At 37.6% G+C, this 17,030-nt stretch carries 13 protein-coding genes; 3 read left to right on the top strand and 10 right to left on the bottom strand.

Annotated features, from left to right (window positions below; translation table 11 throughout):
• Positions 1-708: 708 nt before the first annotated feature.
• The 10 genes from GARC_RS16195 to GARC_RS16150 all read right to left on the bottom strand — a co-directional run bounded on the left by GARC_RS16195 (position 709) and on the right by GARC_RS16150 (position 11,777).
• A complete protein-coding gene (locus GARC_RS16195; protein ID WP_007622119.1) occupies positions 709-2,277 on the bottom strand; it encodes an endonuclease NucS domain-containing protein in 1,569 nt (522 codons plus the stop codon).
• A gap of 296 nt (positions 2,278-2,573) precedes the next feature.
• Positions 2,574-3,506 (bottom strand): restriction endonuclease, encoded by a 933-nt coding sequence (locus GARC_RS16190; protein ID WP_153810950.1) that lies wholly within the window; start codon positions 3,504-3,506, stop codon positions 2,574-2,576.
• A 104-nt stretch (positions 3,507-3,610) separates the two neighbouring features.
• The gene (locus GARC_RS16185) at positions 3,611-4,006 is read right to left on the bottom strand and encodes a group I intron-associated PD-(D/E)XK endonuclease (protein ID WP_007622116.1); all 396 of its coding nucleotides are present in this window, start codon (positions 4,004-4,006) and stop codon (positions 3,611-3,613) included.
• 297 nt (positions 4,007-4,303) lie between these two features.
• Positions 4,304-4,519, bottom strand: a complete 216-nt coding sequence (locus GARC_RS16180; protein ID WP_007622115.1) for a hypothetical protein — start codon at positions 4,517-4,519, stop codon at positions 4,304-4,306.
• Positions 4,520-4,665: 146 nt separating this feature from the next.
• The gene (locus GARC_RS16175; protein WP_007622114.1) at positions 4,666-4,869 is read right to left on the bottom strand and encodes a ParD-like family protein; all 204 of its coding nucleotides are present in this window, start codon (positions 4,867-4,869) and stop codon (positions 4,666-4,668) included.
• Between the two features lie 32 nt (positions 4,870-4,901).
• Positions 4,902-6,476, bottom strand: a complete 1,575-nt coding sequence (locus GARC_RS16170) for a TnsD family Tn7-like transposition protein (RefSeq protein ID WP_007622113.1) — start codon at positions 6,474-6,476, stop codon at positions 4,902-4,904.
• The gene (locus GARC_RS16165; RefSeq protein ID WP_007622112.1) at positions 6,473-7,387 is read right to left on the bottom strand and encodes a hypothetical protein; all 915 of its coding nucleotides are present in this window, start codon (positions 7,385-7,387) and stop codon (positions 6,473-6,475) included. Before GARC_RS16165 ends, GARC_RS16170 begins: the two co-directional genes overlap by 4 nt.
• A 4-nt stretch (positions 7,388-7,391) precedes the next feature.
• A complete protein-coding gene (locus tag GARC_RS16160) occupies positions 7,392-8,687 on the bottom strand; it encodes an AAA family ATPase (RefSeq protein WP_007622111.1) in 1,296 nt (431 codons plus the stop codon).
• On the bottom strand, positions 8,680-10,887 hold the full coding sequence (locus tag GARC_RS16155; RefSeq protein ID WP_007622110.1) for a transposase: 2,208 nt from the start codon (positions 10,885-10,887) through the stop codon (positions 8,680-8,682). Before GARC_RS16155 ends, GARC_RS16160 begins: the two co-directional genes overlap by 8 nt.
• Positions 10,875-11,777 (bottom strand): TnsA endonuclease N-terminal domain-containing protein, encoded by a 903-nt coding sequence (locus GARC_RS16150; protein ID WP_007622109.1) that lies wholly within the window; start codon positions 11,775-11,777, stop codon positions 10,875-10,877. Before GARC_RS16150 ends, GARC_RS16155 begins: the two co-directional genes overlap by 13 nt.
• An 876-nt stretch (positions 11,778-12,653) precedes the next feature.
• Here GARC_RS16150 and GARC_RS16140 point away from each other — a divergent pair.
• The 3 genes from GARC_RS16140 to GARC_RS16130 are packed head-to-tail and all read left to right on the top strand — an operon-like array spanning position 12,654 to position 16,923.
• Positions 12,654-13,217 (top strand): SLATT domain-containing protein, encoded by a 564-nt coding sequence (locus GARC_RS16140; RefSeq protein WP_007622103.1) that lies wholly within the window; start codon positions 12,654-12,656, stop codon positions 13,215-13,217.
• Positions 13,214-14,545 (top strand): RNA-directed DNA polymerase, encoded by a 1,332-nt coding sequence (locus GARC_RS16135; RefSeq protein WP_007622101.1) that lies wholly within the window; start codon positions 13,214-13,216, stop codon positions 14,543-14,545. The genes GARC_RS16140 and GARC_RS16135 overlap by 4 nt, the downstream gene beginning before the upstream one ends.
• 17 nt (positions 14,546-14,562) lie before the next feature.
• On the top strand, positions 14,563-16,923 hold the full coding sequence (locus tag GARC_RS16130; RefSeq protein WP_007622099.1) for an AAA family ATPase: 2,361 nt from the start codon (positions 14,563-14,565) through the stop codon (positions 16,921-16,923).
• Positions 16,924-17,030: the final 107 nt, after the last annotated feature.

Here is a 17,030-nt window from a genome sequence, read left to right as displayed (position 1 = left end):
CCCATAACGGATTGTATCTAATAGAAAGGCGGCCTGCCTTGCACTTCCCCTTAAGAGGTCATATGCATTAATACTATTATCAGACATGTTTGCCTGTGACAAAGACTGGTAAAAATACTACCAACCCTGAATATTAAATACAACTTTATTTAACGCATCGTCATTCAGTCTATTTTAGTCGGCAACGCCGATGCTTTTAACTTCCCCTCGACTCAAGGCTCGCTGATTATATTGTGAATTCAGTAGGGTAATTGGCATGGATAGCCAATTAAGTGATGTACCGCCGGGAGCGGATCATCACGACCTGCTTAATTCATAATATAATCGGATGAAGAGCATCGCCCTCGAGCGGCTTTTTTTGCTTACTTTTTTTAGCTGCAGTAAAAAAGTAAGTTGAACGAAGGGATTCGTTTGAAAAAAGGCATGGATGCCAGTAAGCGTCAGCGCATAAGTGGCGTAGCCATAAAAAAACGAGCCTAAGCTCGTTTCTAAAAAATAAACTAAAGAGCAACGTAGATGTTTACCGGAAATTAGATGTTTAATAGCATCCTTATTTGACAGCACTTTTAGACCCCCTGTTTTTTAAATAAGATGTTTAAAATGATAAGTTTTGTCTTGTATGTCACACAAGCAATCAATTGCTCACCTAGTAACATAAATAGAAAAAGTCTATTCTTCCCCCATTAATTTCTAATATTGCAAGCGTTGTTAAAACTCTTCTGGAAAAAATTGAACGATGCCATGACTTAACCCATGTTTATCATATAATCGAGCAACCTCATCAATTACTTGAATGTTATCTAAGAAAAACACGTTTAACCCAACCTTTTTTAGGTCTATATCGGCTAACTCTAGAACACCATCACCTACAATTAATCGTTTATCGTCTTTCATTACAAAATGCTTTAGCCCCAATATTGTTGATAAGTCTTCATCTTTGTTTGGTGTTTTATGGTTAAGCAACCTCAATTTGAAGTTTTTTATACTTCCATAGGTCTCCTCAATCTTATCTATAACACCAGAAAAAATGCCTCTGCCTTCACACATAAGTGCCCCCCTATAAGATTCAATCTCACCACTAGATTTCTTTATCTCGATATGTAGCTCTGGAATTCTCAATGACTCTTTACTGCTAATATAATCATGAATCAGAGCTATGACATTTAATGGGTTAAAAATAGAAACAGTAACGTCATCATCGTCACTAAGATTATTGAGAAGGTAATTTGTAATTTTCAACCATTCTTTGTTAAACATTAAGAAGTTGCTTAAGCTTTTTCTAAAAACCATAGAATCAGCTGGGTTTTTAGTAGAAAAACGCTCACAGAAATAGTATGAGTGCAAACCACTGACACCATTAGCGTGGCGCAAGACATCATCTTTTGACATAAAAATAGATGCTTTGCTAAACATCTTTCCAAATGAGATGTAATTGTTATCAACTGGGTACCAACTCAGATAATTACTAAAAGAATCTAGATTTTCTAGTTCGTAGCGATAGTCGATGATGTTTGCTAATGAGCGGGTAAACTTAACATTAAAAGCTAAGGAGACTAACAGTTTATTATTTGAGCAGTGAATACTACCATAAGGCATGTAGTCTATAGGTTCTATATTCAACTTCTCTAATGCCTTCTCATAAGGACAGGCAAAAAATGTAACTATCAATCCAAACCCGTAGTTCGAATGAACGAAGAACTTTTCAGATTTCGGTTGGTCAAGCTCAATTTTAAAAACAAGTAGATTAAGCTCTGTAATATCTGAAGATATTTCCTCTATCATTCCCAATGCTTTGTTTCTATCTTCCTGAGTGGAAAATTTAAAAAGGTGAAATTTGATAGCAGGATCTCTATCAATCTCTTCCGTCGCGAGGACAACTTTTTCATAGTTTAGCTGACCATTACTGATGCTTAACTTATAACCATCTATTGGGTAATCTGCATTAGCCGAAGATTCGGCGAAAGGAGCTTTCAGTTCTCTCCAGTCTGTTGAAATAATTACTCGACGAATTTTTTCTTGAGAAATACTCAAATACTCTTTTAGCATTGCTGAATATTTAAATAACTGTTGAATAGCACTTCTCTCGCTAACTCTACTTTTCTTAAGTTCAATAATTGTCAAATATCCGAATTCATCTCTAGCCAGAATATCGATAAACCCTCTCGTTCCATCATCCATTTCAACTTTAAATTCTTCTTCAATCACTTCCAATTTCGGATCAAACCCCTTTATATTTTGGGCAATTAAAGTCCTAATTTCTGCTTCTGTCATTTTCATCTCAAGTTCCATTTTTTGAATAGCACTTTATTCGCTAAGTAATGCTAACGGTTGACAAATGTATTCGTTAATTGTGTCGATTGCTGCTTTTCTGTGGCAATAGACCTAAATGAAACAAAGTCTAAAAGTCTCTTATTCGCCCCTATACGTCTGTCAGAATTAGTTAAATTTTTGTTTTCGGGAAATATAAAATTGACGATTAACTAGTTAATCTACATATCGACATTTATCTACTCCGTTATCAATATACGACTTTTAGGCGTTTAAAGGTATTTCCAGTACTCATTGGAATACGACTAGTCCGTATCGAGAGACAAGCTCAGAGAAAATCCACTTTGGCCATTTTGATTTGTATCACTGGATATAGTGAATCGACTTTCCTTAAATATGCCATTACTTTTGAGCACCGAGGAAGCAACCATTCGGTTATTGTAAATACCAGCCTTAAGGTCACCAACGAGGGTTGTTCGACGATATATATAACTTGGGCTGGCACCTATTATTTTTGCAGTTTTTCCATTTTTAGATCTCAATGTAATTGGAGGGGCAAATGACCAATTTTCTGAGAAAGAGACCCCTTCATTTTCAGCATGCTCAGTATTTAAGTAAGGAGGTAGCATTAATCCTCCGGTTTTAGAGCTTAACAACTCAAATAAGAATTGGGAGACGGGCTTGTGATGCTCAACCACCGTATAATCTTCACCATTTGTGAATCCATCCAATGAACTTTCTTTGGCTAGAGCCAGAGGTAAATCTGGCATTAACTCGCAAGAAACATGCACAGGTTTTATGTTTGACATCACTTTAAAGTCTAATGGCCAGTCCTTCTCCATTGCAGCTTCATATGCTATTAGCTCGACGCCAAGCTTTTCTGCTTTTTTTTGCGCGCTACCAGCGAAACCTGATCTAGAGACAATCACAGTCTTGTTAATGCCGACGTTTTTGTGTTTATCGACAAGCTCGGCTAATTTACCAACAGTTAATGGTCTTCCAATAGCAGTGCATTCAACACCAACTTTTAAATGATATCCCCCGATTTCATCTTCAATAAGAATATCAATCTCTCTGTCTTGCTCTGATTCTGGATCAAATAACATGGCAGATTCGGTTACCTTTGCCGACTCAGAGGCAAAATGATTGTTTATAGCTAAAACCAGTTTCTGAAAATCATTCGTTCTTTTTGGCATCGCTACAACAACCTTTATCCTAATAAATTCATGATGGTTCAATACAACCACTTATTTTAAACAATCACAAACTACATCATTCATCGACCCAATAACAGTATCAACAAGTGAATGTTCGCAAACGAGCCAGAAGTCCAACAGACTGATTAAACTAGGTTAAACGCTTTGACAAAGTTTTTAGGGTGTTGGTGAAACCTAATATGACCAGTTGAATTAAGCCTCTTCTTGTTCTGCTTAAATGGTGGGGTGATATACCCCCAATTTCCAGTCCTAGAAAAATAAATCACATAATCAATACTGGCATTACCCCACTTATTTTCAACGACGGTATTTTCATCCTCAGACAGTATCGACTTCACTTGAATTCGATAAAATGTATCGCCATCTGAAATAACGAAGTCAGTTTTTAAACCATGATCAATCATGGGCATAAATACGTCCCAGCCGTCATTAAGCAACCAACTAGCGGCTAGAGTTTCATACGATATATTTTTGTAATGTTGAAGAGATTGGCTTTTGGGACATGAGTTTTTTACAGGCATAGTGTATCCAATAAATAATTGATGTCGCACGCCAGATAAGGGCTGTCTGTTTGCGAGCAGAGTATCCTTAAAGAATTACTCCCAATTAATTATCACCATACACCCGTAGAGGTTTGTACCTAACAGAAAGGCTGCCAGCCTCGCGCTTCCTCTTAACAAGTCATACGCGTAAATACTATTATCAGACTGCTTAGCCTGTGATAAAGCTTAAACACAACTTAACAATATAGAGTCTTAATGGCAACTATCTTTAAATAAAAAGGAGCATACGCTCCTTTAGAATTACGCAGTAGCTAACTAATCATCAATATTATCTGGTTTATTATGATTAGGGTTATTTCTTGCGTATTCAACCCCATTTACCTTTAGCACATGCGTATCCGAGTGTTTTCCTTGCTTAACTTCTTTCACCATCTTGGGACGTGAAACGTTTCCTCGACCTTTAACAGAATAAGATTTATTGCTTCCATTCTTACCGTCTGCATTACCATTAATACTGGAACCTTTAGCCATTTTTAGTACCTCAAATTGAATTAAAATTAGTCGTGTCAAGAAATTGCAGTGCAACCTACAACTCACCTCCTTCACACCAAGGGATTATATCATGTTTATTTATACAGCAATTTAATTATCAATCCATTTGGACAGGTCGAATTCATTCACGCCTTTGGTACTAAAACCACCTTTCCGTTACCCAGTTGTAACGCTATTAACTCCTCTCCAGTCAGATACTTTTCAGCGGCCATACCAATGTAACACCAGCGTTCTATTTGCTCACTGGCCGTTTTGGGATATTGCTCTAATGCTTTTTCAGCTTCTTGGATTAAGAAGTTATCAAGTTTAATTTTAACAGTGTCACTCATGCTCGCTACCTCTGTGTTGTAAATTAACGGGGTTAAATTTGTTTGTGAAAATCTTTTATAAATACTTCATAGGCAGTTTTGCATCTGGGCAATTTTTCAATTGAGCGAGTAAACCAACCATGACTGCCAAAGAATTTATCAACTGCTTTTAGTGTTGGAGCAGCAGATGTGTTTTTGATTTGATCTTTGAGAAAAGATGTCAGCTTTGGCAGAAATTCATCATCTCTTTTTACCCAAAGTTTATAACCGTGATATTGGTATGGTTGTTTGTGTGGTAAAGCTTTATTCAGCCACTTTTTATCGAACTTAAACAACCAAATATAGCTTCGATTTGCATGACTTCTAATAGCCTTTCTAGATGCATTAGGAAACCGCTTTAGGGTATCGGTTAATTCTTCCCGCATCTCATTGCGTTTATCATACATTCGCAAATACTGTCGCCATAAAGACAACCCTGCAACTGATTCTATTATTTGCTCGACAGCCCCCACAGATATTTCGTGTTTTATAGCGATATCACTGCGATGCTGCCCATCAATAGCCTCTTGAACGACTTGCTTCTCCATATCAGCGGTAATGAACTGACGCCGCTCATCTAGGCGAATATGGTGCCGCTTAGCCAATGACTTTATAGCGCTAACACTGATATTTACTCGGCGCGATATTTCTCGCATGCTGAAGTGATACTCTTGAAGTAATTTAAGGCATCGCGCTTCGCGATTAGCTAGCTCCAAACCGTTCGTTCTAGACTCATCCAAAGCAGGGTGGCTTTCTGGTATAAAACCAATGACGAAACGTAGTAGTAATTTTTTAAGTGGGTGTGCATTATGCGTTTCGTCATTAAGGATGTTTCTGACACATGATTCATTTAACAACCTCGGCAGTCCTAACCCTACCTCGATTGATTTAATTAAAAATAATAGCCCCTGCATATCAATATGCCCCCCTTTGCGAAACAAAGCATCAATACGATTCGCAGAGACAAGTGGAACATCTATTGAGTTACCTACTTCGGCCTCGATTGCCATTGAAACCACATATTTAGCAAACGATTTTTGAATCTCTGGGGATAGAGTTAGCTTCTCATTTTTAGGTAATTCAGGTAACTCATAAACTCTCGGGTTTATTTTTCTTTCAACCAAACAACAACCATGTATATGACAACATTTTATGCCGGGAAATTGATGCATTAAATGCCAATACCCTACTCCAATTTTCTCAAGGTCGGCTTTTATGCACTTGGAGCAGAATTTAGAATTTATAAGATCCGCTTTCCCTAGTTGAGACACACCTGAAGCATTCGCAAGCGTATACCCACCGCATCTCAACATTGCCTGCTTTAAATCTGACGAGTTAGCACTCATCAAGTCAAACAATGGTAAGAAGGTATGCTTACTCAAGAGATAATCTACTGGGTAATCGGCATGCTTCGCTATATTGCTCACTTCAGTAGGTAGGCATTGATTCAAACAAACGCCTTTACGTCCAAAAAAGTCCATTGAAGTCTGTCGATGATTTGAACCACCCCACAATAAATGGCAACGAGCAATGTATGAATACAAAGTTTCATCTTGCTGGATGCGTGGGGTGTAAACAGAAGTATTCACGGCTGGTATTCAAATAGGTAGAAAAACTTGAATAGCAAAAACATAAAAGGATGAATACTGCCATCTTCCGACATAATGGCACTGGCCTTAAATGCGTTGTTATTAGCCGTGGTTTTGGCAGAACACTGTGAATTTGGAAACAAAATAATTAAGTACTTACAAAGTGCACTTTGCCATTGCTTATTAAGAGCAACGCTCACTTTACTTGGAGAATGGGAATAGAAGCTACTCTCCATAAACACACGCTTGTGAAGTTCGACTTGCTCCCGCTGATAATCAACACCTCCTCTAATCAGCAGCTTAGTTTCCCAATCAAACCAACGGTGAAAAAGTGTAATATGAGGGGTGCTAAAAGAAGATTTATCAAAAAAATCGCCTGAGCATTCAAACCCATTAAACTCGCTCACTAAACGTTGGCTCAGCGCTGTATTATGCTGATGGCAAATAAAAGCTGACATTGCTTGATGATCTGCTTTCCAGATAACAAAGCCCTTGGCTCTTACATCTTCATCATGGCACTTTGAGCAGTATTTTAGAGAGTGGTAAGGCATTAGTAGCTTTTCAGCATTAAACAGTACGCGTCCCGTTGCCTTGTCATTCAATTGATTTTTCACATGTACATTTAATACATCACGAGAGACGAATCCTTGCCAATATTTGCCCACCATATTATCAGTCAATACATCCTCGAATCTTTTTCTTCCATAGGCTTGTACGGCAAACTTCACTGCCCACCTTGGCATGGTCTCTCCTATCAAACGAGGACTTGATATTTGAAAAAGACTTAAAAATTCCTTTGGAGCAAAAAAGTCTGCATACTCCACGAGTCGATAGAAATAGGTTGGAAAATACTCACCGGGTTTGATGTTAATATTCTCTAGCAGTATGGATGAAAGACTGGTGTTCAACATGAGATCATTCGTCCCCCATATCTAGGGCTTGAAGTCGTTTTATCCGATCAATTCGTTCTTGGTTTTTTGAGTCCTTCTTCTGCGTATTTTTATCATCTATTTGCGCTGTTTTTTCCGCAGAATAGGCTGGCGTGACATCAACTGTAGGTATCTTTGGTTTAATCGATTCTTTGCGTATGTGAGTGGCCGCATGCGCTGTATACAAAGAATTAAATCGATTACTCTTGGTCATACTCAAATTCGCAATTAATATATGATTTACTAGACGCTTCAACTTGCTTATGTTCCCCTCGCAATAGTAAAAAATTGCATGTTCAAACTCCTTATCAACTAACTTCTCGCTCAGACCTAAAAAGTTCATGCTTAAGGCTTTAACCATTGTCTTCCATGTTAGGTGTTCAATAAAGTGGTCACTTAGAACAAACTTGCCATCACTGATTAAACGCCTTTCAGACTGCTCGCTCTGTTCAGGAGCACTGAAAAGGTCTCCAGCTTCAGGTGTACCAATGAATATCATTGGCACGCCTAAATCGTTGTAAAATTCTTCTAAAAAAACATTAGTAACAACCTTGTTATCCTTCGTAGTTTTAGAATTTAAAACCCATTGAATATCATCTATTACAAGTAAGCCAAGGCCAACCATTCGACATATTTTAATGACATAATCAACCTGCTCACCAACAGTGTCTCTGCTTGGAAGCTTTGCAGTGAGATGACTATTGAGCTTTTTATCGATGGCATTAAGAATCGAAACTAAGAAAGCTTTTTTACTTGTCGCACTTTTAATATAAGTTTTTACGAACATGACTTGCGGTAGTCGTCTAAATCCAGTGTTTTCAGAAGGAGGATGAAAGTTACCAAAAGGATTAAGCGTTTCTAACATTTTATCATGAACGGTAGTTTTACCATGCCCAGAGCGCCCCATACAAAGCATGGCAGTTCCTGCGTCTAGTAGAGCATTTGGTGCGGGTAGGTTTTTCACCGAAACTTCGCCGTTTTCAACTAAATTGAGATACTTATCGTAATCGTCTGTCTTAGGGTGGCGATTGAGATAACCAATAAGGATCATGTGATGAATTTGATTATACAAATCAAATGCATACTCTGGCGGAACATAAAATCGTTTAGCCAAACCAATACGTTTGGTACTGTTTGGTAATGCAGAATAATTGGGAGTAATATCGTCCCTTGCCGATAGTCGAGATATCAATTCAGATTCAGTCAGTTTCAGCATCTGAAGCGATGTAATAAATGGATTATCATCAATCCATTGTTCAAGCAGAAGGTTCGCTTCAGTCATCACTGCCTCCTTCGCTATTTGACGATGGAGTATCAAGGTCATCTGCGGATGAATCAATTGCACTGGAGCCAAATACACGGCGAGTTTCGATAACATCTCTGGCGTTTTCTGATTTCTGTGCTTGCTTGAAGTTTTCCTGTATTCCGGCGACTATGCCTTTGCGATCTGGGGGTCTAGTAGAAGTGTTTTCGTTTGATAACTCACGTTCTTCAGCGATTGATGCTTGTAAGGCAACGTTCGCCATTCTTCGGTCTTTGCGATTGATAGACATCCTTTGCTTTTCGATTTGTTTTTGCTGCTTAATTTCTTCAGCAGTTAAGTCTTCAAACCTCTCATCATGTGACGCCAGTGTAAACTCTATGATTTCGGGGCCGAACTTCTCTGATAAGTACCATGCGTAACGCGGGTCATCTTTGTTTATACGCACTTTTATTGAAGGCTTAGCCTGACCGCGAAAGCCGATCTCTTGTTGCCATTCTTGGAAGCCTTTATGAGATGTTCTATATAAAAGCTCACTTGATGAAATGAGTATACCGTCGAGGGATACTTTTGCTTCCTCTTGTTCCAACATCGCGTACATCACTAGTTTTTTGGGCTGACGATTCCCACCTGCCATTCTTTTAGAAATGTGCTTATTCCATAATGCTAAAGGCGTCGGCTTAACTCCTTCAAACACATCAAAAGATTGTAACCGTGTGTGATTCATTCTTTGACGATTAAACGACAAAATCGATTCAATAATTAGCCGATTTAACGAATCAATATCATGTATAGCGAAGTTTGAAGGGTGAACGGCATCTTTTGCAGGATCAGGCTTTACACTCCCTTCCAATCGCTGAAACAGAATCTTGTCTTGAGAATCAAAATTCACCTCTACTGTTCCTTTTCTTTTGCTCAAATAGGAAATCGAAAAGGTAATCGTTTCTAGCAGTAAATCCGCTGCCAACATGTCGTCATAAAGAGTAGTGGTATATTCCCCCCCTCTATCGCAAAACAATCGTACGCAAACATGTTGGCAAGGCCAATCTTCTTCATCAATTTGAATTCCATATCTGGCACAAAAATCGACTTTATTTGTAAAAGCATTGTAAAGTGCTTGTTTAACCGCAGAAACGCCACGCTTAAACGTAATGCAATAGCCTACGATCATCCCCGAAAAGGTATCAACTACAAAGTACAAGTAAGGGCGACCAAGCACCTCTTTATCTGTATATTTTCCCCTGCTGTTGATTCTCGATACCACGTAAATATTTAGTGTAGTGGCGTCAATTTCATAAGTGTCGCTTGGGCCAATAGAGTTTTCTTGTGCTTTACCGCGTTTAATGTCTTGGTTATTTTGAACTGCTTTTACACTCGTTTTAAGCTCCGCCCACTTATTCCAATCAACATGTTTGTCAAAATGATAAATGAATTGATCAATAGAAATAAACTTACGAAAGTCAAGATAGCGCTCTTTATGTCCATACACGACAGTCGTTGAATAACAAAAGTGCTGGCAAAACTCGCTATGTAATGAAGTATATTTGTGGTCAGAAACTCTAGATAAGTATTTTTTTATAAATTTTTTAATTCGCTCGATGTCTTCTTGCGTAGCATCTCGCCTTAAATATTCATCTGAATCGCCTTTTGCGCCAATAAAATTTCCACCTCGTTTAGCTCTTTTCGCCTCAGCCTCTTCAATATTTAAAGGTAACTTTCGATTAGTTCCACAAAGATACTTTAGTGGTAATAGCGCTAAAGGATGAGAGCCAAATGCTAAATATTGATTGAGGTAGTTATATAACGACTGAGGAGCTATATTGGCTAGCTCTGCGTAAGCATCGAAAGATTTTCTGGATAAATCGCCTTTGATATATAATTCTATGTCATCAGAATCAATTAGTGGTTTTATTTTTGAATATTTATCAAACGCCGTGGCTACACGACTTTCTGTGGCAGACAAATAGTGTTCAGACGTACTAAACGTATTAGGCGTTCTTTCAAACATATCCCATGCACGCCCTTCGATATCATCGCCAACTTTAACCAGAATAGGCTTAATAGGTTTTTTACGTTGTAGAGATAGCGCAACTACATTTGATTCAGGAAAAGTATACGCAACCGTATATTCGAGTTCTTTTTCGTCTGTATTTTTAGCTTTTATGATTTCGTTAATTGAATAATCAAATGCCTTTTCTGTCAGAAGACCTACCATTCCCATGCGTAATCCTCCTTTGCATTAAAAACGAAACTAGCGTCTGCAAGCGGACGGAATAGGTCTACCTGTAAGCCCTTATGCCAGATGAGATACCAAAACACGCCATATGTTTTTTCAAACGAGATAGTCATTTTTTTGGATACCAGAAAAACCAAATCTGCCAGTCGATGGCGCTTTCTACCAGTGAGGGATTCTAAAAAATGAACTTGAAAAGATTTAAGAATGATATGAGGGATATCAAGGTCACGATGCCTTCTAGCTATTGCAATATTTTTTACTAAATTCGGACTCAATGTCCAATGTGAACATGTGATTAACCTATACTCTTGCTGCTTTTCATATTCCCAATAAACTTGTTCGATTTGTAACTTATCTCTTGTTCGGCCAATAACCGTATCACCACCATCTACAATTAATATTTCATCATTGTATTTTAACGAGACAGCAATCTTTTTTATTTCACCCGTCATAATATCGACATATTGAAAATAAAAATCTGTAGTCATGATAGACGCTTGATACCCCTGATTAGCATCTTTTACCAATCCACGTTTTGGCGCAAAACGGGGATGGGCGATATTAAGACGAGTTGCAACCGCTAATGTTGTATCAACATCGATTAAAGGGTATTGCGTCTTTACCTTGGAGACATTTTTTAAATAACTGAGTGTCAATCCAAAATGCCGTTCCATGTCTGAAAAGTATTCATGACGTTGTGCATCTTGACTAAGTTGCTCAGTTGAGGCATTTCCATTACTTGAGAATTGGCGAGCAGTTTTATACGGGATGTATTTACCTTCGAACTCTCTCCGGGTTACATAATCGTCAATTTTATTTTCAGTTAACTCAGTGACTGTTGGCTGTTTAATTTTCGGTGAACTTTCATTTTTCATAACTTATTTTCCAGTGGCTACAAATCGGAAAATAGTCTCGAATAACGAGAATAACAAGGAAAAGCATAAAAACCATGAAAAGTTATTGGTAAAGCCAATAAATTCGTTAAAAACAACAGAAAATACTAACTACAAACAACTAAAATATGTAATTATTTAAGGTTTTTATTAATGAAAATAAGAGGTTGAACTGGATTTCACTTCGAATTGAAGCTTATCGTAACAAATAAATTTCACTTGTCAACACACGTCATATTTGACGAGGGACTCATGCATTACTACAATTTTAAAACTTACAATTTACCTGACATTGGCGCAATGAGAATCACAGAAGAAAAATTGATTGAATTTGAGTTATTTCTAAAGGCATTTAACAACAATACGTTAGCGTTTCAGGCATTCGTTAAGCAAAGTTATTTTGCTGAAAGTCGAGAAGAAAAAATAATAAAAACTCAAAAACATCTCCGCCACAGAAATAACTTTATGAACTAAAGATAAATGCGAAACCTAACTAACCGCTGCTAAAACAAAAAGCTTGCTTGTTCCAAATACTGTTTTCCAATACTCTTAAATGTAGACGTACAAAAAATTATAATAATTTAGCATTGATTAGGTACATAATTTTTCTGATTTTTATAACAACACGATTATTAATAGACGGGGGAAATACTAGTCTAAGCAGTTTTGTCCTAGGGTGTGTTTGTCTTTGCTTCGGAGAAGACTTTCCACTCACTTGTGAGTGCAACTAATATTGAAGAGCTTGTCTCTTAGTTGCCTTTCTATTTTGTAAGAGTGTTAGGCAACTTGCCCCGCAAGGGGCGTTTAATCTATGTAACTTACGGACACTCTAGGACATCTTAATTAAGGAACGTAAAAATGGCTTTTTCAGATAACGTTTGGTGGACAAGGAAAGCAAGAATACAGCTCGAAAAAAGGCTTTTAAGTGCCTATTTTCATTCTCAGTTATTGCTTTTTTGGTACTCATTAGTTGGTGTAGCTGCATCCATATTTTACGTAAAATTTCAGCCAAACTCAGATGTAGCAGGAATTTCTTGGGTTGTTTATTCGGTTATGCTGCTTTGTGTGTCGATCTTTATTGGTAGTTTTTCATTTAAAAGCAGAGCAGATAAAGTAAAAGAATGCTACGAAGCATTGAATACATTGTTACATCGTCAAGCCGACAGCACTGATGAAAAAACTCAGTTAGCCCAAGACTATGAACTAATTTTAAATAGCTGTGAAAATCACAAGTTTGTTGATCATACAAATGCCTTGGTAGAAACATATTTGACTACAGCAGACAAAACCAAAGTGAACCCACACCCAACGAACTTTCATTGGTTTCATTTTACTAAATCTAAGTTCTATCGTTTTTGTATTTTAACTCTGTTTTACGCGGCTCCATTAGGCTTGTTTATGTTGTTGGAAAAACTGGCGTGACAATACAGCAGCAATTTGAAAAACATTTTTCCGAAGCTAACTTAAAACGCATATTTTCTGAGCACATAGTTTATTCAGGTGCTACTGGCATAGATAATTTAAATCAGTATGCGTTTCGACAACAGCTTGATGAGCAAGTGTCTATTTTATCGCGCAAGATGTTGGCTGGTACTTACCAATTTACGAAATATAAATTAAAGCTGGTTAGTAAAGGTCGAGAGAAAGCGCCTCGGGAGATATCAATACCTACGGTTAGAGACCGTATTGCCCTTCGTGCAATGTGTGATTTTTTAACTCAAATATACGCCGATGTTGTAACGTTTAATCTTCCCCAGAAAATCATAAAAAAAGTAAAACAAGATATTACTTCCGACACCTATACCGGTTGTATCAAGCTCGATGTAACCAATTTTTACCCCTCTATAAAACATAAAGAACTTCGCAGTAGATTAGGGAGAAAAATCCGAGATGATAAAATTAAAGATGTACTCTTTTCTGCTATCACTTCACCAACCGTTAGTTTTTCAAAAAGCACCGACCAGCTTTCTGGTAGGGGTGTACCTCAAGGCTTAGCCATTTCTAATATTTTGGCTGCCATTTACCTCATAAACATCGATAAACGATTTGAAGCATATCCAAACATAAAATATTACCGTTATGTTGATGATGTCATGATTTTTTGTGACTTCAATAATGCACAGGCAATAGCAAAAGATGTAAGAGCGCAGTTCTCTAATATAGGTTTAAAAATGTATGACCCTATAAAACGGCCTGATAAATCTACCATTGCTCGGCTAGGTAAACGCTTTGACTATCTGGGCTATCAATTTGTCGGTGACCTCATTAGCGCTCGAACAGGAACAATTGAAAAATTAAAGGCATCTTTGGTCTCGATATTTACCAGCTATAAACATTCTAAGCAAAAAAGTGAACAATTCCTGTTGTGGCGACTGAACCTAAGAATTACAGGTTGTATTTATGACAACAAGAGTAAGGGCTGGCTGTTTTTCTTTTCGGAGATTAATGATGAAGCTTTACTGCATACTTTAGATCATTACGTTAAGAAGCTGGTAAAACGCTTTAACGTAACTATTACACCAAAGAAATTTGTTCGTGCATTTAAAGAACTCAGTTTCAGAAAGTATGAAACTAGCTATATTCCAAACTTCGATGAGTATGACTTAGCCAAGAAAAAAACGGTTTTAGCTGATTACTTTAAAGTAAATATCAGCAAATTGAGTGATGATGAAATCGAATTTGAGTTTAATAAACGAATAAACAAACAAGTCAAAGACCTGTTGGTTGACGTACGGAACTTTGCTTACTAGTTAATTAAGGAACGATTATGTTGTGCCGTATAGCTGAAATTAAAAATGTTGGAACATTTAGCCAATGCAATGCTAGCAAAGTACCATTTGAAAAAATCACTCTGATATATGGTCGCAATACTTATGGTAAATCAACATTGGGTGACATTTTTTATTCACTAGAAAAGAATCAACATGATGTTGTACTTGCCAGAAAATCAATCCCTGCTCCACAAGATGGTGATGCCCAGACAATCAAGTTTAAGTTTGCAGCCGAAGGAGAAAACGAAGGGCAAGGATTGAGTTTATTTAGAAATAACACTTGGCAGCAACGATTACGAGATTCCCACAGACTCAAAACGTTCAACGACGCTTTTTACCACGATCATGTATTTACCTCGCGTAAGTTTACTCGCGAAACCAAAGTTAATTTCAGCCAATTTATACTAGGTGAACAAGGAGTTGTGCTTGCTAGTCGAATAAAGGAATTAAATGAAAATAAACGACGATGTTCACAACGTTATAAGACCTTGCTTAAAGATGTTTTTAGTAGCGTTGATGATGTAGACAGCTTTTTAGTGCTTGCCTTACCTGCCGATATTGAAGCAACCCGAAAGCAAAGAGATGGGTTAAATGAAGAAAAATATCGTTTGGAAACACAAAATAACGGTCTAGAAGAGTTGAAAGCCAGAGCAGAATTGGTGCATATCGAGGAAGACTATGCTGACATTGTGCCAAATATTAATGAGATTAATGAAGTTTACTCCACAAGCTTAGATACACATCATGAGCAGGCGAAAGAACAACTACAGATTCATATTAAAATGCACTTAGCGACAGCGCACGGCAGTGAGCATTGGCTTCAACAAGGTATTAAATATGGTAAGGGTGACAATTGTCAGTTTTGTGGACAAGTACTTTCGGATGATGCGACAAGGTTAATTGACGATTATAAACAGTACTTTGATGAAGCTTTTGATCGACACGAGTCCTTTGTCAGACAAGAATTAGATCGTTTATCCGCCAGCTTTGACAGTCAGGCATTCACTCGGATTGCTCGCCAAATAGATAGAAACAAACAAACTTGGGATACGTACCCAGATATAATTGGTTATAAGGTTGCACGCGAGCAGTTGATAGCATTAAGTGACAGTATAGATGGCTTACTCACTGTAATTAATGAAGAGCTACTTTCCACAAGGGCTGCCTTTATAGAAAAGTACAATATTAAAATTGCCAAACCTCACCAAACAGTTGACGAATTAGATTCTGCGCAGCTATTAGGCCATATCAGCGATGTAGACGAAAAATTAGCCGAATATGTTGGAATGGTCGAGCAATGTAATCAGGCAATTGGCGAATTTAAAGAGCATTTAGATGCCCAATATTTGGAAGAACAACTGTCCAAAATTACTCAAGAAACAAACAGATTGGAAAAACAGTTAACTCGCGTGGAAAAAAATGTTCATTGTGAGGAGCTAATAGCCTTAAACGCCTCTATTGAGCAATTTAAGGCAGACATACCAGCTTTAGAAACTCAATTGAGCACTGAACAAAATGCATATTTAGAGACATACTTTGGCTCGATCAATCATTATTTCACCCAATTAGGTAGCCAAAATTTTCTGTTAGAACGGCAACTAGATACGTCAGGTCACGAGCCTGTTTATCATTTAAAAGTTAAATTTCATCAACAAGATATACCAGAGGTGGACTTAGATAAATTATTCAGTGAATCAGACCGCCGCGCGTTAGGGTTATCAGTATTTTTAGCATCTCTGGACGCTATGAATGAAGAGGACTTACAAAAGACCGTCATTGTATTTGATGACCCCGTCACATCCTTTGACGATCACCGAGTTTCCGCAACCCATAGAGAAATGGTCAACTTGTCTGAGCGTTGCGAGCAGATAATTTTGCTTAGCCACTACCGAGAAGGGCTTGCGCAGTTCATCAAAACTTATACTTTTGGTAACAATCATCGTATCAAGCTAATAGAAATTACTAAAAACCACGAAACATCCTCTTTAAAAGTAGGCAATTTTGATGAATTTGTTCGTACTGCTCATGAAGAGAACAGAGAAAAAATCATAAACTTTGTAGAACGAAGTGCACCTTATTGGGAATGTTCGTTACGTTCTTTTTTGGAAATGGAGATTAGTTTAAGGTTTGGTAAACAGTTGCGTGACCGAGGAATAGCAAATGATAGCCTAAGTAGTCGTATTAATGGGATGGTTGAACATGGCGTTGTTTCCGATGTTATCGGGAAAGAGCTACATAGATGGCGCGAAGACTTGAATCCAGAACACCATATTTGGGTCGGCGATGATATCGAAAACAAAAGAAATACAGCCCAACGATTTATCAATTTTGTCTACCATGACCTAATACCTGCTTAGAAAAGGATTTTATAGAGAGTGTCTGAATATAAATTTGTAGAAAACCATTGCTGCGCGAACTGCTAAAATGGGTTGGGCTTTAGTGGTTTAAAATACGATAATGAATT

It is taken from the genome of Paraglaciecola arctica BSs20135, assembly GCF_000314995.1.
GTDB classification, from domain to species: Bacteria; Pseudomonadota; Gammaproteobacteria; order Enterobacterales; family Alteromonadaceae; genus Paraglaciecola; species Paraglaciecola arctica.
This window is presented reverse-complemented; position numbering and strand designations above follow the sequence as displayed.

What these genes read in the sequence shown, in the direction of transcription:
- GARC_RS16155 (WP_007622110.1), bottom strand. Translation starts at nt 10,887, where the DNA reads ATGGGAATGGTAGGTCTTCTGACAGAAAAGGCATTTGATTATTCAATT.
- GARC_RS16185 (WP_007622116.1), bottom strand. Translation starts at nt 4,006, where the DNA reads ATGCCTGTAAAAAACTCATGTCCCAAAAGCCAATCTCTTCAACATTAC.
- GARC_RS16160 (WP_007622111.1), bottom strand. Translation starts at nt 8,687, where the DNA reads ATGACTGAAGCGAACCTTCTGCTTGAACAATGGATTGATGATAATCCA.
- GARC_RS16195 (WP_007622119.1), bottom strand. Translation starts at nt 2,277, where the DNA reads ATGAAAATGACAGAAGCAGAAATTAGGACTTTAATTGCCCAAAATATA.
- GARC_RS16150 (WP_007622109.1), bottom strand. Translation starts at nt 11,777, where the DNA reads ATGAAAAATGAAAGTTCACCGAAAATTAAACAGCCAACAGTCACTGAG.
- GARC_RS16165 (WP_007622112.1), bottom strand. Translation starts at nt 7,387, where the DNA reads ATGTTGAACACCAGTCTTTCATCCATACTGCTAGAGAATATTAACATC.
- GARC_RS16175 (WP_007622114.1), bottom strand. Translation starts at nt 4,869, where the DNA reads ATGAGTGACACTGTTAAAATTAAACTTGATAACTTCTTAATCCAAGAA.
- GARC_RS16180 (WP_007622115.1), bottom strand. Translation starts at nt 4,519, where the DNA reads ATGGCTAAAGGTTCCAGTATTAATGGTAATGCAGACGGTAAGAATGGA.
- GARC_RS16140 (WP_007622103.1), top strand. Translation starts at nt 12,654, where the DNA reads ATGGCTTTTTCAGATAACGTTTGGTGGACAAGGAAAGCAAGAATACAG.
- GARC_RS16130 (WP_007622099.1), top strand. Translation starts at nt 14,563, where the DNA reads ATGTTGTGCCGTATAGCTGAAATTAAAAATGTTGGAACATTTAGCCAA.